Source organism: Paenibacillus sepulcri (genome assembly GCF_042647105.1).
In the GTDB taxonomy this organism is placed as follows: domain Bacteria; phylum Bacillota; class Bacilli; order Paenibacillales; family Paenibacillaceae; genus Paenibacillus_Z; species Paenibacillus_Z sepulcri.
In genome coordinates, this window is record NZ_JBHRUP010000001.1 from 1,608,524 (window position 1) to 1,630,795 (window position 22,272).

The following is a 22,272-nucleotide window of genomic DNA, read 5'->3' on the forward strand; positions in this document are numbered from 1 at the left end:
AAAACCGGTGATCATCTTCGCATCAGGAAGACGGATCACCGGGAGTCGTTGCTGCAATTAGCCTGTATAAATTCCCGATACTTTGCCATTGGTGAACGTTACGTAATTGAAGCCTGAATAGCCCCATGTTTCCACATTTATTCCGCCTGAAGAGAGCGAGCTTTTGGACGACGGGTTGCCCCAGGACAGAAGCACCTGTTCCTTTGTCATGCCCATGGAGATTTTCTCCGCCTTCACGGCATTCCATACAGAGGATGACCATTTATATTTCTTGTACGGATCGTAATTTGTAAAGGAATAGCCGTCGGTCAAGGTATCCTGAACATTTGACGCCGGCATGGCGTAGGATTTCAATTCTTTGTTTGATGCTGTTTTAAACACAATTTCAAAATAGCCGTTTTTATCCGGCTCGATATCGGCGACCGTCAGCTTGACGAATCGTTCCCATCCCTGGAAGTGGTTAACCCAGTACGTTTTTCCGATAAATGCGGTCAAGCTTCCCTGTGCTTCCCGCTTCTCGATTTTCGCCGTTTCGGCCGATTGTACGGTCATTTTCGCTTTACCGAACGTAATATTCATCTCTTGCCATCCTGTATCCCACTGCAGCTTTGCTCCTAATGCATCTGCAAGAAGTCCGGCCGGAAATAAAGTCTCCCCGCCCGACACTAGCGGAGCTGCCTTCATCTTATAGGGTTTGCCGTTGAGCAGCGCATTGACGCTGCCGCTGGTGAGTACAATAGTTGTCTGACCGACCTTGATCGCAAATGATTTGGATGCAGCCGTATAGGAGACGGTCCCTCCCAATGCTTGGAACACCGGTTTGACGGGAAGGAATACAACGCCTTTTACCTGCTTCGCATTCTGCAAGGCGCTGCCTAAACTCGCCGATACGGTAACGGTCTTCGACACCCCGCCCGACGTTACGGTAACTTGCGTTTCTCCGACGCCCATAACCTTAAAGGTACCGTCGCTCTCCGGCTTTAACAAATGCGGCTTCTGAACGGTTACGTTCGCTTTGCCAAGCGGCACCTTTATTTTCGCCTGATTGGAATAGAGCTCCGTAATTTCCGCTTTCACCTTGTCCCCGACATTTGGCGCAAGCTTATCCAGCGCGAATGTAATACTTTGCACGGCAGGAGCCACTAAAGGCTTAATCACCTCATTATTATAAATCAGCCAGCTGCCGTCGGCTTTTTTGGCATAAAACAAGGAATCGTCGTCCAGTGCGGATGTACGGGTAATATTGCTCAGTCCGCTGATTTGCTGCGTTAATTTGTACCGTTCCTGGTATTCCCCGCTCTTCCATACCGTGCCGTCTTTACGGGTCACCAGCAGTGTTCCGTCATTGGCATAGGCCAGGTGAACGGCGTCCTCAGTCATCGTTTCCGGAATGACCTCCAGCGTATCTTTGTCAAGGTTATAAATATCGTAAATCACTATTGTGCCGCTGCGATCCAGCAAGGCTGTCCTGCCGTCATGCGTATCCATCATAACAATATCGGATGCAGCGGAAACCTTGCCCAGCTTCCTGCTGCCGTACAGAATATCGCCCGTCTGCGAAAGCGATGCGTAAGATGTCTCGTCTGCGACAATCAGTGCGGTCCCATCAAGCTCTTTGATCGGTCCGTCATAGTTCCACACCGTGCCATCCGTCTTAAGCCATGCGCCTTCCGTTACCAGACGGACTCCGCCGTATTCTGTTTCAGGCTTGAAAATTCCGCGATTCCATGAAACGACTTTGCCGTCACGGGTCAATCCATAACCGTTAATGCCATTGCCGGCAATGGCCGCCAGGTTAAGATTGTTGTGCACATGTCCATCAGAGCCGTATGTCCATAAGGAACCATCATCCAGCAGAAGCGTATTTCCCCCGACAATATCAACCATTTTCGGCTGAGCAGCAGCGGCAGCAGCGGCGGTCTCCGCTGTCCAATTTGCCGAGACAACCAGCAAGCATAATACGAGAAAAAAACCTAATAACCGTTTCATCTTTCCAACCTCTCCTCAACTCTGAATATAATAGGTAAAATATACTAGGGTTCGATAGTATTCTATAAGATTCGCTATAATTTTACAAATATTTCTTATCCGATGCATATACAGGACTCCCTTTCGCAAAAAAAACAGACTGCCGCGGCAGCCTTGTTGTCGGTATGTAAATTTAAAGGGTGACTTGATCGTTAAGAGTAGAACAGACTATACCGCCAGGTACTCAGGACCCACTTTACAAAATCCAATTATTTCCTTAGAAGGAAATGAATCTCGGGGACGATTTTATCAGAAATGATGCTCTGTTTCGATTCATTATTTGACATCGTCATGATCTGTGCCCGTGATTACCTCAAGCCATTCGTCGATCTCTGCCTCAAAACGAGCCGTCTTATCGCGATAGCGCGCCAGTGAATCACTGCCCAGCGGCAGATGGACCGGCGGATTCTCCGATTCGGCTAATGTAATGAAGGCCAACGCCAGTTTCTTGGGATCGCCGGGCTGCTTCTTGTTTACTTCCGTAGCAAAATCCCGCATTTTGCCGACCGTATCCGCATAATCCGCAATAATATTTCCGGTCCGGCTCAAGGAAGTCGTGTCCAGGAAATCGGTACGGAAGAAGCCTGGCGCCACTACAGTTGCATGTATACCTAACGGAGCCAGCTCCAGCTCCAGCGCTTCCGTAATTCCTTCGACTGCAAATTTTGTGGAACCGTATATCCCCCAGCCGATATAACCGCTTAACCCGCCAACCGATGAAATATTGATTACATGTCCGGAACGCTGATTGCGCATGTGTGGAAGCACAGCACGTATGACATTCAATAATCCGAAGACATTCGTTTCATAATTTTGTCTGACTTCTTCACCGGATGCTTCTTCGACTGCGGTTAACAATCCATAGCCCGCGTTGTTGACGAGAACATCGATTCTGCCAAATTTTCTGATGGTCTGTGCAGCGTTATCAATGGCCATCGCCTCGTTCGTAACATCCAATACTGTAACAAGAAGGTTTTCGTTGTTGTTGAATTGCGCTGCCAATTGTTCCGGCTTGCTCCGGACCGTGGCTGCAACTTTATCGCCTGCTTCGAGAGCCGCTTTTACGATCTCAAATCCGAATCCTCTTGCCGCGCCTGTAATAAACCATACTTTTTGCTTTGTTTTCTTGTTTGACATGGATATTCTCTCCCTTAGCTTGAAGTGCTGACCGCCTTCTCCATTCATGGTTCCCGGCTGGCTTATGCCATAACTATACCAGAGCATAAATGGATCTACTTTGCTTGGAAGTCCAGAGTATTTGTCTATTTAGCTCAAAATCATTCGCCATGCCGCCATGTACCTTTGCTCAGGCAATGAACCCGCAGAAATGAAAAAAGCACCTTTTTCAAGCACCGGATCACCATGCGGTCTCCATTGATTGAAAAGAGGTGCTGATATATTTTTCTCGATTACTTAAGCGAGGATGGAGAGTATCCAAACCTTTCTTTGAATACTTTGGAGAAATGGGCTGCATTTTCAAATCCAGTTGAGAAACAGGCATCTGTAACCGATAAGGATGAATGGGTTAATAATTCTTTGGCCATATCCAATCGGCGATTTCTGATCCATTGTAGAGGCGAAGTATTGTAAATCGCCTGGAAGTCCCGTTTAAAGCTCGATAAACTACGGCCTGATAAATAGGCAAGATCATTGAGAGAAACCGGGTTAGTGATATTCTCCTCAATCACCTCGGTAATATTCTTCCTTTCTTTACGCTTCAGCATAAAAAACTGGAATAAAAATTTTTCGTTGGCATTTGCCACATCAAACAATAATTCCAATAATTTAACCTTAACCAATCCATCCTCTACCTGTTCCGGTTCTTTGAAATAGGGTTTGAGAGACTCGATATAGCTGACAAGCCGGTCATTGACCGCGCTGATAGAAATTGGAACGATTGCGGCTGGGTACGCGTTCTGCAGATCCGCCATTTTGATAAACTCCGTAATCAATTCTTCTTTCAAAAAAAACATCATGTAGTTCAGTAAATAGTTTGACTCCTCTTCCCCTGACTTCTCAAATTCCACCACAATCGATTTTTGGAGCAGAACCATTTCATTTTTACGAACCGTAAACTCCTGGTCGCCAAACCGCACCGTGTATTTTCCGTCAAGCACAAATAAAAGCAGATGGTCCTCCAGCAGCATAGTCCCCTTCTTGCCTTCTGTATGCGTACAGGTCTCGATCACGGTCAGATCGTTCATACTTAAAGCCGCTTGATAGTAGGGGGCTTTTGTCAAATCCTGCGGAACTTTTGATACTTTCCTGGTTCGCAGCGCCATTGCTCCGACCTCCTTTTTTTCGAAAGCCACAGAAGGTAACCGAAGTTAGATGGCCTAGGTTCCCTTTATTGAATAAATCATAACCTCCTTACTCATCTAATTCAATAAGCCACCGCCATATGGTTATCACGGGTAGATCATCTCGTTCGAGTGCCCGCCAGCTCGAATCGTTGTGAAATCCTGGTGACCTATGGAAAAGAGGAGCACCACATCGGATGCTCCTCCACAATTTCAATATGCAGCATGTATCATATTCACGCATCTTGCAGCAGGCATCACCCGGAATTGTCAGACTCCCGGCAGATTCGCCGGCTTGGGCATAAGCCATGCGTGATTCGGATCATTATAGAACTTCCACGCGCGGACCGGTCCCGCCATTACGTTCAAATAATAGACCTCATAGCCCGGCGGCGCGGATACCGGATGATAACCCCTGGGCACGAGTACGGCTTCGCCGCTCGCAACGGAAAGCGTCTCGTTCAGCGACCCGTCATCCGTATACACCCGCTGCACCGCGAATCCCTGCTCCGGCTGGACTTGGTAATAGTAGGTCTCCTCCAGCAGGGATTCCTCCGGCAGAAAATTTCTGTCATGCTTATGCGGCGGGTAGCTGGACCAATGGCCGCCCGGGGTAAACACCTCAACGACCAGCAGGCTGTCCGCTGCCTCAGACTCCGGCAAAATGTTGTGAATGAGCCGCTCTGTGCTTCCTTGTCCACGAAGCTCGACTCCCACCTGCCCGGGAGCGATAAGACGCGCAGGCTGCGACCCTTTGCCCGGGGCCCAGCAGACAGCGATTCTAAGCTCGGTCAGCGCCGTTATGGCAAAGCTGTCTCCGGAAGGAACATATACGGAATAAGGCGGGATCTTCTCAAACACGCTCATGCGCCCGCCGATCTGCTTCCATTCCAATTTGTCCGTGGATACATCCGCTTTGCCTCCGAGGAGAACGATGCAGGCTTCCTGACTGCCGGTTGGGCGGCTAAGCCGTTCACCCCTGCCCAGTGTGTATACTTCGAAGCCGACATGCTCCCAGCCAGCGGACTCCGGTGTAATCCGGAGCAGATTGCCTTCGGCATCCGGGATCTGGCTTGGTTTTACGATAAGATCGCTCATCTCTCTGGACCACCTCTCCTAATTATGACTCCATTTATCCGTCATCGGTTACGCGTTTGCTTTGCCGGATGAACCGAACTCGCGAATTTTGGCCTGCACGCTCCGCTTCACAGCTTCCCGTCCTGCTCCCAAATATTTGCGCGGGTCATATTCGGAGTCATTCTCCGTCAAAAAAGCGCGGATTGCGGCCGTGTTGGCCATTTGATTTTCCGTATTCACGTTGATTTTGGCTGTGCCCAGCTCAATCGCCCGCCGGATCTGGTCAGCCGGAATACCGCTGCCGCCATGCAGTACAAGCGGCAATCCGGTCAATCGCCCGATTGTCTCCATCCTGTCGAATCCAAGCTTTGGCTCGCCGCGGTACGGACCGTGTACAGAGCCCAGCGCAGGAGCCAGACAATCGATGCCGGTTTCCTTTGCCAGCCGGACGCATTCCTCAGGCACCGCATACATCGCTTCCGCTTCGTTGACGACGAGATCGTCTTCCCGTCCGCCGATTCGGCCCAGCTCGGCCTCCACAGAGATATTGTAACGATGCGCTTCCTCAACAACCTTTTGCGTAATCCGGATATTCTCCTCGAGCCCGTGATGGGAAGCGTCGATCATAACAGACGTAAAGCCTGCGCGGATCGCTTCTGCGCAAAGCTCGTAGGACGTACCGTGATCAAGATGCAGGGCAACAGGCACCGTGATCCGATAGTAATCAACGAGCGACCGGACCATTCCGGCAATGCAGGACAGACCGCCCATATAAACGATATATCCCTCGCTTAAACCAAGAATAACCGGTGCCCGCTCCTCCTCGGCAGCCTGCAGAATCGCTTGTGTAAACTCCAGATTATTCAGATTAAACTGACCGACAGCGTATCGGCCCCTGACAGCTTCATTCAACATTTCCTTCATCGAAACCAGCGGCATTTCCCCATCCTCCTTTTTTTATAAGTGTAATGAGAACAACCTTATTCTGCAAGGGAGACCTTAAGCTTACCAGCGGGAGGTTACCATTTTCTTTCTCGTATAGAATTCGACGCCGTCCGTTCCATTCGCATGCAAATCGCCGTAAAATGATTTCTTCCAGCCCGAGAATGGAAAAAAGGCCATCGGAGCCGGAACACCCAGATTCACACCAAGCATTCCTGCATCGATGGTTTCACGGAACTGCCGGACATTCCCGCCATCCCGGGTAAAGATGCAGGCACCGTTCGCAAATTCCGAGCGGTTGGCCAGATCAATGGCTTCCTCCAGGCTGTCAACGCGCACAACTGACAGCACCGGCGCGAATATTTCATCTTTCCAGATCTTCATGTCGCTGGATACCTGATCAAAAATCGTCGGCCCGACAAAGTATCCGTCGCCGCTGATTGCGGCATCCTTGCGTCCATCGCGAAGCAGCGCTGCTCCTTCCTGCACGCCTGCTTCGATATATCCCAGTGTACGTTCCTTATGCTGTTCCCTGATGACAGGACCGAGGAAAACTCCCTCTTCCATACCGTTGCCGATAGTGAGTTCGTCTGCCGCTGCGACGAGCTTGCGTGTAAGGGTCTCAGCCGCATCGCCGACTGCGACAACAACGGCGCATGCCATGCAGCGTTCGCCGGCGGAGCCAAACGCCGCATTAACAATTTGTGCGACCGTATTATCCATATCCGCATCCGGCATAACGATGGTGTGGTTCTTCGCGCCTGCAAGGGCCTGTACTCGTTTGCCATGCGCTGTTCCGGTTTTGTACACATACTCGGCGACCGGCTGGGAGCCGACGAATGAAATCCCCTTGACATCCGGATGCTCCAGCAGACCGTTGACGACATCATGCGCTCCATGCACCAGGTTCAGAACACCGTCCGGCAGACCCGCTTCCCTGAAGAGCTCAACAAGACGCTTTGCAAGAAGCGGCGTGCGCTCGGAAGGCTTCAGCACGAATGTATTTCCACAGGCAATGGCCAGAGGAAACATCCAGCAAGGAACCATCATCGGGAAATTGAACGGCGTGATTCCGCCTACAACGCCTATCGGATAGCGGTACATACCCGATTCTATGTTGGTGGCGATGTCCGGAAGCTGTTTGCCCATCATCAGCGAAGGTGCTCCTGCGGCGAATTCGACGCATTCGATGCCGCGCAGCACTTCACCGTGAGCCTCCTGGTAATTTTTTCCATTTTCCATTGTAATGATTCTGGCGAGCTCATCCCAATGCTCCACCAGCAGCTGCTGATATTTGAACAAAATACGGGCCCTGCGGGGAACCGGCGTTTTGCTCCATGTTTTGAAAGTGTCTTTGGCATTTTGGACAGCCTGATCAAGATCCCGTTTGGAGGACAAAGGAACGTAAGCTATAATTTCTTCCGTTGCCGGATTATATACAGGATCATAATTGCCTGATGTGGAAGCGATCCATTCGCCTCCGATGAAATTTTTTAACTGAGCTGGCGCATTCGTTTGAGACATATCGGGAATTCCCCTTTCGGATTAAGCTTGTTTGGAAGCGAGCATAAATTGTTCAACCTGCATGACAGTCGGCATGGCGTCGGAGCTGCTGTGACTGGAAATAACGATGGAGGCGGAAGCACTGCCGAATTCCATGCTGCGGCTCGGACTCCATCCCTGCATCAGACCATAGATAAAACCTGCCGCATAGGAATCGCCCGCCCCGAACGTCTTAATGACCTTGGCGGGAAAAATCGAGCCCCGGTGAGAGCTGCCATCCTTGCCGTAGGCAATGGAGCCGTCTTTGCCGTGCTTGATGACGACGATCTCGGCGTGACAGCCGAACCATTGCGCGGCTGTTACTTCATCGCTGCGGGTCGGATTCGCGGCGAACCGCTCCAGCATATCGAATTCTTCCCGGGTTCCGATAATGATATCGCTTTTTTCGGCGGCCAGATGGTAATAGATCGCCGTTTCCTCGGGAGATGTCCATGTATAAGGGCGATAGTCGATATCGAAGACGACCTTTGTTCCGTGTTTGCGGGCGTATTGGAGAGCAAGCAGCACGGCTTCCCGGGAGGGGCTTTTCGCCAGTGCCGTACCGGAAACAAGCAGTACCCTGCTGCCCGCAATCAGCGACTCGTCGACTTCTTCCGGCGCCAGCAGCAAATCGGCGACATGATCGCGGTACATCAGAATGCTGCAATCCTCCGGGCTTTTGATTTCCGTGAATGCAAGACCCGTGACCGCGCCTGTCCGGTCTGTCGTAATACCGGATGTTTCAATATCATTATTCTGCAAATATTGCACGATAAACCGGCCCATCTGGTCATCGGCCACTTTGCCGATGAAGGCTGATTTCATGCCAAGCCGGGACATGCCGATACAGATGTTGGCCGGTGAACCGCCCACATATTTCGTGAATGTCATGGTCTCTTCCATCGGACGATTAATCTCATTCGCGTTCAAATCGATGCACAGACGGCCGATCGCCACAAAATCGAGCGCTTTGTCGGCGGCAAATGAAACAGATTCCATCTTAATCCCTTCTTTCGATTCGGTTGGAGAGGCTACTTACAGGCGGATGCCTGTGTTAACCCCCTACCTTCTCCCATGTTCAGGCCAGCCTAAGGCAGGCTGGCCTGCTCAATAACGAGCAGGGCTTAACCTCTAATGTTCCGTCCAATTATTAGTAAGGCCGTGCAGCCTTCACATTCTTGCGCATTTGCTGGTGTGCTTCCAGCACCTTATCGCTCACCGACACCTCGGGCACGCCGACATGCCACCATGATTCATAGCTGTCCGTGTTCGTTCCCGGAAGCACCTTAATTTCCACAAGCACCGGTCCCGGCTCCAATTTGGCCTGCCGAAGGGCTTGCTCCAGCTCATCCGCCGTTCGCGCCGTATATGACGCTGCCCCCAGACTGCGGGCATGCGCGGCAAAGTCGATCGGCATATAAGAACCGTTTAAGCGGCCCGTCTCCTTGGCGCGGAAGCGGAATTCATTGCCGAAGCCGTCGCTGCCATGTCCGCGCTGCAGGTTGTGGATGCACTGAAAGCCATGATTGTCGAACAGCAGAACGGTCAGCTTCACGCCTTCTTGAATGGCGGTTACAAACTCGGAGTGCAGCATAAGATAGCTGCCATCGCCTACGAATGAATATACATTCCGGGACGGCTCCGCGAGAGCTGCGCCGAAAGCGCCGCTGATTTCATAGCCCATACAGGAGAATCCATATTCCATATGATACGTCTTGGGCTCGACAGACCTCCAGACCCGATGCAGGTCGCCAGGCAGGCTGCCGGCAGCGCAGACAATGACGTCTGTCGGTTCTACGAATCCGTTAATGACGCCGATCGCTCTCGTCTGAGTCAATCCCTCATCGCTTTCCAGCGCATACAGACGATTAACTTCCTCATCCCACTCCGCTTTGAGGCCGCTGATTCTTCCTTCTGTGTAGCCGGAGCGGTACCCTCGCTTGGTTAATGCTTCCTGCAGGGCGGCAATCGCCTCCTTCGCATCAGCCGTGATCACTGCGGCATCCATCTTGACCGCATCGAATGCGCTGATATTCAAGTTCAGGAAAGCGGCATCCGGATTCTGGAAGGCGGACTTGGAGGCTGTCGTAAAATCAGAAAACCGTGTGCCGACGCCGATGATCAGATCCGCTTCTGCGGCGATCCGGTTGGCCGCGAGCGTTCCGGTTGCACCGACGCCGCCAAGACTCAGAGGATGATTCCACGGGACAGCGCTTTTTCCAGCCTGCGTCTCCGCCACGGGAATACCGAAGGCTTCGGCGAACGCAAGCAGCTCCTGCGCAGCAGCCGCATAATGCACGCCGCCGCCTGCAATAATCAGCGGCTTCTTCTTGCCCGCAACCAAATCCGCCGCACGCTTAATCGCATGAGGAGAGGCCGGACGGCGATCAAGGGTGTGAACGCGCTTCTCGAAGAAAGAAGCCGGATAATCGTAAGCCTCCGCCTGAACATCCTGGGGCAGCGCCAATGTCACGGCGCCAGTCTCCACAGGATCAGTGAGCACCCGCATCGCATGAAGCAGCGACGTCATCAGCTGCTCCGGGCGGATGATCCGATCCCAGAACTTGCTGACCGGCTTGAAAGCATCGGTCGCAGAGATCGAATAATCGGTTGGAATCTCCAGCTGCTGCAGCACAGGATCCGGCTGGCGGGAGGCAAAGTTATCTCCCGGCAGCAGCAGGACCGGAATACGGTTGACTGTCGCCGTCGCTGCGCCAGTCACCATGTTGAGCGCACCCGGTCCAATCGAGGTCGTGCAGGCAAAGATCTGGCGGCGATTCTTCTGCTTGGCATATGCGGTGGCGGCATGAACCATCCCTTGCTCATTTTTGCCCTGGATAAATATCAGCTCGCCCGCCTGCCGCTCGAGCGCTTCGCCAAGCCCCGTTACATTGCCGTGTCCAAAGATGCCCATGAAGCCCCGGACAAACTTGGTTTCTTCGCCATCCACGGACAAATACTGCTGGTCCAAAAACTTCAGCAAAGCCTGTGCCATGGTCAATCGGATCGTTTTCATCGGCAAAACCTCATTTATATCAGATTTCATGACTTCACCTCAAGCTGTACAAGAAAGGTCTTGATTTCATATGGCTTCAGCGCGAATTCGCCATCATGAATCCCGGCCTCTCCAAGCTTGCGTTCCATCAGATCGCATTCCTCCAGCGAGCGGATTCGAAGATCGCTGCCGAGCTTCACTTGAGTGCGGATGCCCGCAAACTCATGGACACGCAGCACCAGCTGCTCGCCGTCCTCCGCTTTTTTGACGGCATCCACCATCACATTGGGAGCGGACAATTGGAACATCGAAAGCGAATGGAGATCCGCTCCTCCTTCGAAGGCGGTCAGCGGGTTATTCAGTGACCACGCCTCTTGAACGGTACCGCCAGCATACCAGTCTCCCTCATGCGGAAGGAGCGCATAGACAAAGGAATGCTCGCCGATATCCGCATCCGGATCCGGATTAATGGCCGATTTCAACAACGACAGCCGGATCACATTATCCTTGATGTCATAGCCGTATTTGCAATCGTTCAGCAGGCTTACGCCGTATCCGCGTTCGGATAAATCCGCCCATTGATGGCCGACCGATTCGAATCTCGCCAGATCCCAGCTTGTGTTCCAATGCGTGGAACGTTTAACATTCCCGAACTGAATATCATAGGTAGCCTCTGTGGAGCGCACATCCACGGGGAAAGCAACCTTCAACAGCTGCTGGTGCTCCTGCCAATTGATATGCGTACGGAAATCGATCCGTCTGCTTCCTGAATAAACCATCATCCGCTGCGATATCCTGGACCTCCCGTAGCGCCACTTGAATTCAACAACCGCTGCGAGCGGACCAATTTCCACAAGCTCGACAGAAAGCAGCTCGGAGATTGTCCGCATCTTTTCCTGATAGAAAATATCGATATCCCAAGCATCAAAATTAAGCGGCTTGTCTTCAAATACCTGCAGCACATTGCCAATTGCATCTCTGGCCAGAACATTCCGGCGATTGTCCAGGTCGTAAATGCGAACCAATTGGCCGGATCCATTCCACTCGATCTCATAATGAGGTGTCTTAAGCAGGCTGCCCTCCATCATGAAGGGAGCTTCGGCAATTCCGCCAGACGGCTGCGCGGAATCAACCGCATAATGAATGGCTGCCATGCCTAATGAAGGCAGATCGGCAGCTTCAACGAGCCAGCGTCCATTGGCATACTGCGAAAGCAGTCTTTGGCCATCCTGATTCGTCCATATGCTTCCGGGAGGCACATTCTCCCCGGTTATTTCCAGCAAATCGTTTCGTTTCCAGGACGAGCTGTTAAAGACGGTCCATGCACCTTGTTCCTGTCTGCTGCCAACCAGGGAAGCTGCCTCGTTCCAAGCTTCTGTGGCAATCGATAAGGCTTGCGCATACTCCTCTTTGCTGTCCGCGTACACTTCCTTAATGGAAGAACCGGGAATGATATCATGAAACTGATTGCGCAGAATGATGGTCCATCCGCTGTTCAGCTGCTCTTGGCGATAACGGCTCCAGTCGCTGCCCATCAAGACAGCCAGCGCGCTCAGCCATTCCGTCTCGCGGTAGAGAAGCTCGAGCTTGCGATTCATTCGTTTATTGTAAGCCTGGCTTGTATAGGTCCCGCGATGATACTCAAGGTAGAGCTCCCCGTCCCAAACATGCACGTAGCGGTCGGTCTCCTCGACGGTTTCATGCAAACGGTCGAAGTAATCATCCGCCCGCCCTGCCTTCACATTCGGCAGACCAGGCATCGTCTCCAGGCGGCGGCGCATCTCAAGCATCTCCCGGTTAACGCCGCCGCCTCCATCGCCATAACCATAAGATAGCAGAAGCTCTTGATTCATTTCTTTGTCCTGATAGCCGTCCCATGCCCCTTTGACGGTTTCCGGCGAGATCAAGCCGTTATAGGTATAGAAGAAGTTGTTGGCTCCTTCCCAATCGTCCGGTGTCGTAATAAAATGCGTCAGAACCTCGGAGCCGTCGATTCCGCGCCATTTGAAGGTGTCATGCGGCATCCGGTTGAACTGGTTCCAGCTGATTTTCGTAGTCATAAAGGTTTTGAAACCGGATTTCTTCAAAATTTGCGGCAGCGCCCAGCTGTATCCGAAGACATCGGGCAGCCACAGGTACGTGCTCTCCACGCCAAATTCCTCTCGCATGAACCGGGTTCCAAACAGGAACTGCCGCACCAGCGATTCCCCGGAGGTCAGATTGCAATCCGCCTCCAGCCACATGCCGCCGCCAATCTCCCAGCGCCCTTCACGGATCCGGTCACGAATTTGCTCATAGATTTCCGGGTAATCCTGCTTGATATAGGCGTATAACTGTGGCTGCGTCTGCAAAAACACATAATCAGGGAAGCGTTCCATCAACCGCAGGACAGTAGAGAACGAACGGGCGGATTTCTCCCGGGTATGCTTCAGTCTCCAGAGCCACGCAACGTCGATATGCGTATGTCCGACACAAGTGACCGTAACCGGATGATGCTTCTCGAACCGGGCTAATTCGGCAGATAGCAGCTCTCTTGCTTCATATACCGAATCATAATAAGCGGCAGAGCCGGGCTCGGACCAATCCACCTTGAGGAATGCGCGGTCCAGCGCTTTGATAAGGCCCATGCGATCAGGGCTTCCTGCATCCAGCACCTGAACCGTTTCAAGAACAGCGGTTCCCGTGTAGTAGAAATCGTCAACTCTTTCATCCAGCCAGCACAGATCGGCACGGTTTATCGTATGCTTTATCTCGCGCGGCTTGCCGCCTCCGTCCAGCCCGGACCACAGCCGGATATCCAATCTTCCGGACGTTCCGGCGGATTGCTCCGGCAGAAAAACCTCCTGATGGTAAGAATCGACGCCTTGATACGGAGTGCCGTTCCAGTAAAGCAGCGATTCAAAGCCCTCATTGTTGCCTCCGCCGGTCTCACCGAAGTCGAAGAGTGCAAGCACCGTTTTACCGTTCCATTCCTGAGGAACCTCAATGCTGCGGGAGAGCCAGATATACCGGTCGCGGCCGCTCCAGCTGTCTCCGGTCTTCAGCTCAAACGTCGGAGGGACGTCCATCGGCCTTGCCCCTGCTGCGCCATGCTCGTCCTCCGCTGCGGAGAAGCTCCCGAGCGGTATAAGATTGCGATAGCGGGTCTCGCTTAACTCATGCAGCCTTGCCTTGAGTTTCTTTTCTGCAAATAACATGTCATCCTCACCCTTCGGGATTCAACTTTAGAGAGCCTGCTCCAGCTTCAATAAATTTTCCAGGCTCAGTGCCAAGCTGTCCATTGGTTTTCCCGGGCAGTAATCCTGTTCTACGGCGAACCATTCGACTCCATGATCCAGGCCCCAGCGGAGAATGGGAGCAAAATCGATAAGGCCGGTACCAATTTCCGCGAATGTTCGCCGATCGTCTGCCGTCATATCCTTCAAATGCAGAATCGGCATGCGATTAGCGTAATTGCGAATGAACGTAAGCGGATCCTGGTCGGCTTTCAGAACCCAATACGTATCGATTTCGGCATAAACAGCCGGATCCTCAAGCAGATATTCGAGGGCAAACTTACCGTCGATCAGGGTATGAAATTCAAAGTCATGATTATGGTAACCCACCCTGTAGTCCATGCCTTTTACTTTGGCGGCTACATCAAGCAGATCTCTTCGCACACTCCTGTAGCCTTCCAGATTCTGCAGGCCATCCGGCAGCGAGTGGCAGATGAAATCTCTCGTTTCGAACAGGTCCGCTTCCTTAAGGACAGCATCCAGATCCGTCTTCATCCGTTCAAGACCGACATGCATGCCTGCGGTTTTCAATCCCAGTTCCTTCATAAGTGAAGAGATATCCCTGGCGGAGTTGCCGTGCAGCCCGTCGATTTGAACGGCAGCCCAACCCATTTTGCTCAAATCTCGAAGGACGGCTTCAAAATCCTGTTTAATTTCGTTTCGCAATGTATACAGTTGTGCAGCCAGTTGATGTCTGATCATTTTGAAATTTCCTCCCTTTGTAAATCCAGCCATTCCACTTCCTGTGGGGTTAATTCAAGATTCAACGAAAGAATGGAAGACTCAAGCTCCTCCGGATTACGCGGTCCGATAATTGCGCTGGTCGGGAAAGGCTGGTAGAGAACATAGGATAAGGCAATTTGTATAGGAGTAACCTGCTTCTCTTCCGCCAGCTTCACGGTGCGGCGGTACCGTTCCCAGTTGCCGCTGCTGTAATACACTCTTACCATTTCCTCATTGGACCGGTCTTCCGGCGTAAAGTTCCCCGAGAAAAACCCACCCGCTTGAGCAGACCAGGACAACAGCGGCAGCTGGTTGCCCGCATGCCAGCGGCAGGTATCCTCGTCAGCCGACACAACGCCTTCCCATCTGGGTTCGATAGGCTTCGCCAGGCTCAGATTGGAGCTGCTGAAGGCAAAGCCTGTCAGCTTGTGCCCGGCGGCATATTCATTGGCTTCCTGGATGCGCTGGTACGACCAGTTAGAAGCGCCGATCGCCCGAATCCGCTTGGCTTGAAGATGCTCATTCAATTCCTCCATAATCGGTCCGACCGCTACGCTCGGATCATCGCGGTGAAGAGCGTACAAATCCACATAATCGGTACCCAGCCTTTCCAGGCTCTCCATCAAATCTTTTCTGATCGCCTGCGGATTGACCCGCGGACCCGGACTCCCGTCATCATGATGGGCGCCCTTGGAAAGAATGACGACCTGCTCCCGCAGCTGCTTTTCCGCCAGCCAACTCCCGAGTATTTGTTCTCTTCCCCGATACTGATGAGCCGTATCAAAAGCATTGCCTCCGGCTTGAATATAGGCATCCAGCATCATCCGCTCGGGCTCGCCCAAGTTCCTCAAATCCCCTGTCCCCATGATCAGGCGGGAAATTTGCTTGTTTACTCCTTCAATCTGCATATATTTCATCTTATTACCTCCTTGGCATGTCTCAGCGAGCTTTTATTCATCTTCTTTAAACAGCGGCCTCAGCCTGAGTTCGAACTGGAATTCCTTTTCGTTCAGACGGTAGGGCTCAGCCAGCTCCGGTCCGCAGGAATTGGAGCCTACGCCGCTCATCCGGTAATCCAGATGGACGATCGTTTCCTTCCTCTTCGCCAGCTCCCAGCTGTGTGCGGCATTCGTCAGGTCCTCTGGCGTAAAATGGGATGCGTGGAAGGAGAATCCCTCCGATGCGGAGAATTGAAGGCCCATGCCCTGCTCATTGGAAAGGATTGCCCAATCCGTACCATATCTCGCACCATTTTCCTGGGGCATGATGTAGTTTTCGAACATTTCATCAACGCTCGTCAGGAACCGGCCTCTTCTGACGCTTTGGCGCTTGTCGATGTAGCTCTCATGCGGCCCGAAGCCGGAATACTCGACTTCTTCCATCCCTTGCGGCATGGACAGCCTCAGTCCGAAGCGGGGCAGATACGGAAACTCGCGCTCCTCCCCCATCTTCACCTTTACCAGCAGATCGACCGCTCCACTCGGGCTCACCCTCCAGCATGCTTCACCTCGCAGGATCGTAAAGCGGGAAACAGCGCCTATTGAGAACCGGCTTCTGACTTCGATTGCCCCTTCGCCGGTTTGTTCCCAATCGCATTGATACACCTTTGTGATTGCCCGGTCATAGCCTTCATTACACCATTTTTCCTTCACATGCATATCATTGTCTGTCGGCGCCCGCCAGATCGAGAACCGGGCGGGGGCATCCAGCATCTCCACTCCGTTCCTCGACAACCGCTGCAAAGTACCTTCAATCAAGTCAAATTCATGCTGGAAATCAAAACCTTCGACCATCAGCCGATGGCCCTTATGCTCCACTTGAATTGGCGGCTGCCACGCATGCACCGCTTCAGGCTTCGGATCGCTTTGTACACCGCTCATCCATTCCAGCTGATGGAACGTGATTTCATGGCCGGCTGCCGCCCAGGCTGTTTCTTCCTTCAGCCAGCAGGATAAGGTGAGGACAAACTGCCCATTAACCGCCTCCGGCAGTTCGTATGGAAGGCTCACAATCCGCGAGCTGTGAGGCTCGATCCCGCCAAGCTCCAGCTGTCCTTGGTGAATCATCTGTCCATCGTGTTCCAGCTTCCAGAAAACGCCAGCATGGGAAAGATCAATAAAGTCATACAGGTTCGTGACCTTAATCTCTCCGGTTGGCAGGTTTTGTTCCTCGATCCGGATGGGAGCAATAACCTTCTTGAGCTCCAGCAGTCCCGTGTGAGGCTTGCGGTCAGGTGTGACAAGTCCGTCGATACAGAAGTTGCCGTCATTGGGTGTATCTCCAAAATCGCCACCATAACCATAAAAAGGCGTTCCGTCCTTAGTCTCTGTCTTGATCCCGTGATCCGTCCACTCCCACACGCAGCCGCCCATCAACTTCGGCTGGCGATAGATCGCTTCCCAATAATCGTTCAAATCGCCGGGACCGTTACCCATCGCATGACTGTATTCACACAGGAACAACGGCTTTTTGTTATTCTCATCGCGGGCATACGCTTCTATCTCTTGCACAGAGGTATACATCCGGCTTTCCAGATCCAGGCATTCGACATGAGGACTGCCTTCGTAATGGGGAGCTGCCCCCTCGTAATGAATGGGCAGGGAAGCATCACGCAATTTCGTCCATTCGGCCATCGCGATATGATTAGCCCCATAACCCGACTCATTTCCCAATGACCACATTACGACGCATGGGTGATTCTTGTCCCGTTCAACCATTCGGACAGCCCGTTCCACAAACGCTTCCTTCCACGCCGGATCACGGGACAGCTTATGGAAAACCCCATTTTGAAAATCACCGGCGCTTCCGATTCCGTGACATTCCAGATCGGCTTCATCTACAACATAAAATCCGTATTCATCACACAGCTCCATAAAGCGGGAATCATTGGGATAATGGGAAGTTCTGATTGTATTGATATTATGTTTCTTCATTAGAATAAGGTCCTTGATCATATGCTGGACCGGAATCGTCTGCCCGAGCTCCGGATGGGAGTCATGCCTATTGACGCCTTTGAGCTTGACAGCCTGTCCATTGATCAGAAATACGCCATCCACAATCGCAACTTGCTTGAAGCCCACCGGGAACTGGAGCGTTTCTCCGCCGCCATAAACATAAAGGCGGTATAGATAAGGCTTCTCGGCATTCCATAAGACGGGATCTATCAGCTCGAACCGGAGCGCGCCTTTGCCATCCACATGCTCTTGTGCCGAAGCGACGACGCGCCCCTTGGCATCCTTCAATTCAGCACGGACCTCCAGAGGTCCTGTCGTATCAATCTCCGATACCAGTGCAGCCTTGCTGAACCCGTCCTCGAAAGTCTGTTTATTAAATACATCCCGGATATGGACAGCGTCACGCGCAAGCAAATATACATCCCGGAATATACCCGTGTACCGCCAAAGATCCTGATCTTCCAGGTAGGAGCCGTCGCACCATTTCAGCACCATGACAGCGATACGATTCTTCCCCTCCCGAAGGAGCGGGGATATATTAAATTCCGCCGGCATGCGGCTGCCTTGACTGTAACCGGCAAACTGCCCGTTAACCCATAAGTAAAAACAGGCGTTAACCCCTTCAAAGACAATAAATCGTTCTTTATTTAATCCAACTGGCGCCGCATTAAACTCCCTCACATAAAGTCCGGCCGGATTATTTTCCGGAACATAGGGAGGATCGCATGGAAAGGGATAATTGAAATTTGTATATTGAGGCTGATCATAGCCCTTTACCTGCCAGCAGGACGGAACCGTTAAATCGTCCCACCCGCTAACATCGGCAGTCTCCTTATAAAAAGCTTCTTTCACATCATAAACCGTTCCGTGATATTGGAATTTCCAGTTTCCGTTCAAGGTTTGATAATAAGGGGACTGTCCCCGTTTGCCTGATTTCGCCGCCCGTTCATCCGCATAGGGAATATAATAGGCCCTGGGAGGCTGTCTGTTCACCTGAAGAACGTTCAGATCTTCCCAATATCTCTTGATTTGAATCATGTATCCCATTCCTCTCTGTTAAAGGAAAAACATCAATCGAAGTATCCGTCTCTCATCAGGCCGTGGATCATTTCACTAAACAGACTGTTGGCCCAGGCAAACCAGGGGCGCGTGTAATTCTCGGGACAATCCTTGTCAAAGCCTTCGTGCATGTATCCCGTATTCCCATCCGTCTGAATCAGCGTCGTCAAGATTTCTCTTATTTCGCGCTCATCCTTCGATGTCATGGCCTGCATAGCCAGGCTGATTGGCCAAATATAACCTTCCGGCGTATGCGGACTTCCGATTCCTTTTGCAAATTTACCTTCATAGTAATAAGGATTATCGGCGCTTAACACGAACCGGCGCGTATTCTGATAGATCTGATCCTCGCAGGTCGTGTAGCCCAAATAAGGAATGGACAGCAAGCTGGGAACATTGGCATCATCCATCAGGTTATGGTTTCCAAAACCGTCTGTTTCGTATGCGTAGATCTTTCCGTATTTCGGATGTACAAAGGTGCCGTAGGTCCGGATGCCAAAATCGATCTCTTCACGCAATTCCGCCGCCAGCTTCGCACCATTTGCATCCTTCCATATTTCACTGGCAATCTCCTCGATGTAACGAAGCACGACGACAGCAAACATATTAGAGGGAATTAAATAACCGAAGGTGCAGGCATCGTCGCTTGGCCGGAAACCTGACCAGGTCATTCCCGTATAATTGACCGGCATCCCCATTCTGTTATTGCGCAGCGTATCGCTTGGCGGACAATCGATGCGTGCGAACCGGTAAGGAGATTGCTCCGCATGTCTTTGCTCTGTCCGCCACAGGTCCATAATCTTGTACACTGTCGCTTGAAAAGCATCATCGAACAGATCCGTTCTTCCCGTCTCCCTCCAGAACAAGTAGGCTAACTGAATCGGATAACAAAGGGAGTCGATCTCATATTTCCGTTCCCAGACCCACGGGTTAAGCTCGGTCAAATCTTCATCATACCGGTTGTCATTTGCTTCTTCGTTGAACGCATTGGCATAGGGATCGATATGAATATAAGTGATTTGCCTGCGGATTAATCCTATAAACAATTCCTGCAGCTTGTGATCCCCGGCAGCGAGCGGCAGGTAATGCCTGATCTGCGCGCTTGAATCACGGAGCCACATGGCAGGAATGTCCCCCGTAATGACATAGACGGATTGGTCACTCAGAAATTTTGTTGTCGTTTCAAGCGTATTTGGATAACAATTCTTGAACATTTGCAGCAGCTTGGGATGGGCAGCAAGCTTCGTTTCCGCTTCTTCAAGCAAGGCTGTAACTGACGCTGGCAATGTCATTGTCGGTATGGTCTCCCTCTTCATCTTGTTGAGTCAGATACACTCAAACCCTCTTCGCGCTGATTGATAAATACGTTCAACTCTTCAAGATCAGGTGCGCTTGTACTTCCGCCATAAGCGCCAACTGAGAGTGCGCCGCACGCATTTCCGTAACGAAGGCTGGTGGCGACATCCTTGCCTGATAAAAAACCGTATAGATAGCCCGCGTTAAAGGAATCCCCTGCGCCGGTTGTATCTACCGCTTTAACCTTATAAGCCGTGCTGCGGGTCAGCAGCCCGTCTTTCATGGCAATGGCGCCGCTCGCTCCAAGCTTCACCACCACATGATTGCAATATTTGCTCATATAACGAAGGCTCTCTTCCTTGTTCTCAAGTCCTGTATAATGAAGAGCTTCCGTTTCATTCATGAGGAAAACATCAAAATACCGCATAAAGTCAAATATGCTTTTGTCCCATTCTCCGGAATCATCCCAGCCTACGTCGCAGGACAGAGTAATTCCCTTTTCCTTGAGCGACCGGGCTAATTTCACATACTGCTCATGATTCCGTCTTCCTTTATATCCGGTGATATGAACATGCTTGCCTTGGGAAATTTGGTCCAGATCCAGTTTGTCTACCTGCAGCTCCATATTCGATCCCGCATATGTAATGAAGGATCGATCCGTTTCCGGATTGAATGCAATGGAGATGCCGGTACTGTGGATTTGACTGGTTTGAATCATTCTGGTATCGATACCATATTCGGCAAAACGATTCCGAATAAAATGTCCGTTGGCATCATCCCCCAAGACACCGTTAAAGGCTACCTGAAGGCCTAGCTTTGCGAGAGAAACCGAGAATAAAGCGGCTCCCCCGCCCAAGTGGATCATCATATTGTCCACAAAAACTTCCTGACCAGACTCGGGAACCTGGCCGGACCCTACTACCACAAGATCGATATTAGCATCGCCGATTACAACAGCATCAAATGTTTCCAACTCTTTCTCCCTCTTCCAATCGCTTATGATTTGGTTTCTTTATCTTTATCTTTATTCAAACATGCTCCTGATAAGCCTTGCAGCTGTCACGCACCACTAATTTATGCTTCAGAATAACGTCATTCACAGGTGCGCCTTCGTTGCCTGAAATCATATCAAGCAGCTTCTCAATCGTCACTTTGCCCATCTCCAGGATAGGCTGCTCCATAGACGACAACTGCGGACGCACCTGCTCCGTCAGCTGGCTTCCGTCAAAGCCAATTACGGATAGATCCTCCGGAACCTTCAGCCCGTGGTCATGGATGCAGTTCATGGCGCCGACAGCCATATCGTCACTGACAGCAAAAACGGCCGTCGGACGCGTATCACAATTCAGAATTTCTTTCATTAAATTATAACCGCTTTGGGTTTTGTAATCACCGAAACGGATATAGTCGATAGCGACCGGGATACCGCTCTCGGCCAGGGCGTCGGTGTAACCGATGTAACGGTTTTGTCCTGAGGTGACGTCACTCATATCTCCGCCAAGAAATCCGATTCGCTTGTGTCCAAGTCCGATCAAATATCGCGTTGCATCATAGGATGCCGCGTAATCGTCTATAATGACGGAAACAAACGGCTGATCCGCCGGCTTCACACTGGAGAACAAGAGCGGAATGTCCAGGCTCATGATGAGCTCCCGAATTTCATCGCTTAATTTCTCATGCATGATAATAATGCCATCGACGCGCATCTGCTTGAATACCTGCAAATATTTCAGTTCTTTATCGTTATCCTCAATAATATTGCACAGCATAAGATTGTAATCATTGAGGCTTGCGGTTTTCTCAATCGTGCTCAGGATTGTGGAGTAGAAGCTCGATGTAATATCGGGAACGATTACGCCAATAAGGTTCGTTTTTTTCAGTACAAGGCTTCTGGCGATATGACTGGGTGTATAGCCAAGCTCGGCAATCGCCCGCTGCACCCTTTCCTTCAAATCGTCCTTGACATACCGTTCGCCATTCAATACCCTCGAAACTGTCGTTACAGAGACGCCCGCTTGCCTGGCGACGTCTTTAATCTTCGGCGCCATTATTGTCACCCCGCCTTCTGAATAACTGAACCT

The 22,272-nt window shown here is 51.4% G+C and carries 15 protein-coding genes; all 15 read right to left on the bottom strand.

The window, feature by feature from the left end:
- Positions 1-57 precede the first annotated feature (57 nt).
- The gene (locus tag ACFOLF_RS07345; protein WP_210037793.1) at positions 58-1,989 is read right to left on the bottom strand and encodes a stalk domain-containing protein; all 1,932 of its coding nucleotides are present in this window, start codon (positions 1,987-1,989) and stop codon (positions 58-60) included.
- 315 nt (positions 1,990-2,304) lie between these two features.
- Positions 2,305-3,165: an oxidoreductase gene (locus tag ACFOLF_RS07350; RefSeq protein ID WP_210037794.1), complete on the bottom strand. Its 861-nt coding sequence runs from the start codon at positions 3,163-3,165 to the stop codon at positions 2,305-2,307.
- Positions 3,166-3,437: 272 nt separating this feature from the next.
- On the bottom strand, positions 3,438-4,310 hold the full coding sequence (locus tag ACFOLF_RS07355) for an AraC family transcriptional regulator (protein WP_210037795.1): 873 nt from the start codon (positions 4,308-4,310) through the stop codon (positions 3,438-3,440).
- 288 nt (positions 4,311-4,598) lie between these two features.
- Complete coding sequence (iolB, locus tag ACFOLF_RS07360) at positions 4,599-5,426, bottom strand: 5-deoxy-glucuronate isomerase (RefSeq protein ID WP_210037796.1); 828 nt, start codon at positions 5,424-5,426, stop codon at positions 4,599-4,601.
- Between the two features lie 48 nt (positions 5,427-5,474).
- Positions 5,475-6,344, bottom strand: coding sequence for a class II fructose-1,6-bisphosphate aldolase (gene fba / locus ACFOLF_RS07365; RefSeq protein ID WP_210037797.1), 870 nt, complete (start codon positions 6,342-6,344; stop codon positions 5,475-5,477).
- A gap of 66 nt (positions 6,345-6,410) precedes the next feature.
- Complete coding sequence (locus ACFOLF_RS07370) at positions 6,411-7,871, bottom strand: CoA-acylating methylmalonate-semialdehyde dehydrogenase (RefSeq protein WP_210037798.1); 1,461 nt, start codon at positions 7,869-7,871, stop codon at positions 6,411-6,413.
- Positions 7,872-7,892: 21 nt separating this feature from the next.
- Positions 7,893-8,888: a 5-dehydro-2-deoxygluconokinase gene (gene iolC, locus ACFOLF_RS07375; RefSeq protein WP_210037799.1), complete on the bottom strand. Its 996-nt coding sequence runs from the start codon at positions 8,886-8,888 to the stop codon at positions 7,893-7,895.
- A gap of 151 nt (positions 8,889-9,039) precedes the next feature.
- Positions 9,040-10,905 (bottom strand): 3D-(3,5/4)-trihydroxycyclohexane-1,2-dione acylhydrolase (decyclizing), encoded by a 1,866-nt coding sequence (iolD, locus tag ACFOLF_RS07380; protein ID WP_210037800.1) that lies wholly within the window; start codon positions 10,903-10,905, stop codon positions 9,040-9,042.
- A gap of 26 nt (positions 10,906-10,931) precedes the next feature.
- Complete coding sequence (locus ACFOLF_RS07385; RefSeq protein WP_210037801.1) at positions 10,932-14,081, bottom strand: alpha-mannosidase; 3,150 nt, start codon at positions 14,079-14,081, stop codon at positions 10,932-10,934.
- Positions 14,082-14,108: 27 nt separating this feature from the next.
- The gene (locus ACFOLF_RS07390; RefSeq protein ID WP_379114041.1) at positions 14,109-14,861 is read right to left on the bottom strand and encodes a sugar phosphate isomerase/epimerase family protein; all 753 of its coding nucleotides are present in this window, start codon (positions 14,859-14,861) and stop codon (positions 14,109-14,111) included.
- Positions 14,858-15,799 (bottom strand): aldo/keto reductase, encoded by a 942-nt coding sequence (locus tag ACFOLF_RS07395; RefSeq protein ID WP_210037802.1) that lies wholly within the window; start codon positions 15,797-15,799, stop codon positions 14,858-14,860. Before ACFOLF_RS07395 ends, ACFOLF_RS07390 begins: the two co-directional genes overlap by 4 nt.
- A 33-nt stretch (positions 15,800-15,832) precedes the next feature.
- Entirely contained in the window at positions 15,833-18,874 is a 3,042-nt protein-coding gene (locus ACFOLF_RS07400) for a glycoside hydrolase family 2 TIM barrel-domain containing protein (protein WP_210037803.1), read from the bottom strand.
- 32 nt (positions 18,875-18,906) lie between these two features.
- Positions 18,907-20,187: a glycoside hydrolase family 125 protein gene (locus ACFOLF_RS07405; RefSeq protein WP_379114039.1), complete on the bottom strand. Its 1,281-nt coding sequence runs from the start codon at positions 20,185-20,187 to the stop codon at positions 18,907-18,909.
- Between the two features lie 20 nt (positions 20,188-20,207).
- Entirely contained in the window at positions 20,208-21,164 is a 957-nt protein-coding gene (locus tag ACFOLF_RS07410) for a carbohydrate kinase family protein (RefSeq protein ID WP_210037805.1), read from the bottom strand.
- Positions 21,165-21,219: 55 nt separating this feature from the next.
- A complete protein-coding gene (locus ACFOLF_RS07415; RefSeq protein WP_210037806.1) occupies positions 21,220-22,239 on the bottom strand; it encodes a LacI family DNA-binding transcriptional regulator in 1,020 nt (339 codons plus the stop codon).
- Positions 22,240-22,272: the final 33 nt, after the last annotated feature.

Excerpts from the sequence above, each read along its gene's own strand:
- ACFOLF_RS07345 (WP_210037793.1), bottom strand. The coding sequence starts at position 1,989 with ATGAAACGGTTATTAGGTTTTTTTCTCGTATTATGCTTGCTGGTTGTC.
- ACFOLF_RS07350 (WP_210037794.1), bottom strand. The coding sequence starts at position 3,165 with ATGTCAAACAAGAAAACAAAGCAAAAAGTATGGTTTATTACAGGCGCG.
- ACFOLF_RS07355 (WP_210037795.1), bottom strand. The coding sequence starts at position 4,310 with ATGGCGCTGCGAACCAGGAAAGTATCAAAAGTTCCGCAGGATTTGACA.
- iolB (WP_210037796.1), bottom strand. The coding sequence starts at position 5,426 with ATGAGCGATCTTATCGTAAAACCAAGCCAGATCCCGGATGCCGAAGGC.
- fba (WP_210037797.1), bottom strand. The coding sequence starts at position 6,344 with ATGCCGCTGGTTTCGATGAAGGAAATGTTGAATGAAGCTGTCAGGGGC.
- ACFOLF_RS07370 (WP_210037798.1), bottom strand. The coding sequence starts at position 7,871 with ATGTCTCAAACGAATGCGCCAGCTCAGTTAAAAAATTTCATCGGAGGC.
- iolC (WP_210037799.1), bottom strand. The coding sequence starts at position 8,888 with ATGGAATCTGTTTCATTTGCCGCCGACAAAGCGCTCGATTTTGTGGCG.
- iolD (WP_210037800.1), bottom strand. The coding sequence starts at position 10,905 with ATGAAAACGATCCGATTGACCATGGCACAGGCTTTGCTGAAGTTTTTG.
- ACFOLF_RS07385 (WP_210037801.1), bottom strand. The coding sequence starts at position 14,081 with ATGTTATTTGCAGAAAAGAAACTCAAGGCAAGGCTGCATGAGTTAAGC.
- ACFOLF_RS07390 (WP_379114041.1), bottom strand. The coding sequence starts at position 14,861 with ATGATCAGACATCAACTGGCTGCACAACTGTATACATTGCGAAACGAA.
- ACFOLF_RS07395 (WP_210037802.1), bottom strand. The coding sequence starts at position 15,799 with ATGAAATATATGCAGATTGAAGGAGTAAACAAGCAAATTTCCCGCCTG.
- ACFOLF_RS07400 (WP_210037803.1), bottom strand. The coding sequence starts at position 18,874 with ATGATTCAAATCAAGAGATATTGGGAAGATCTGAACGTTCTTCAGGTG.
- ACFOLF_RS07405 (WP_379114039.1), bottom strand. The coding sequence starts at position 20,187 with ATGACATTGCCAGCGTCAGTTACAGCCTTGCTTGAAGAAGCGGAAACG.
- ACFOLF_RS07415 (WP_210037806.1), bottom strand. The coding sequence starts at position 22,239 with ATGGCGCCGAAGATTAAAGACGTCGCCAGGCAAGCGGGCGTCTCTGTA.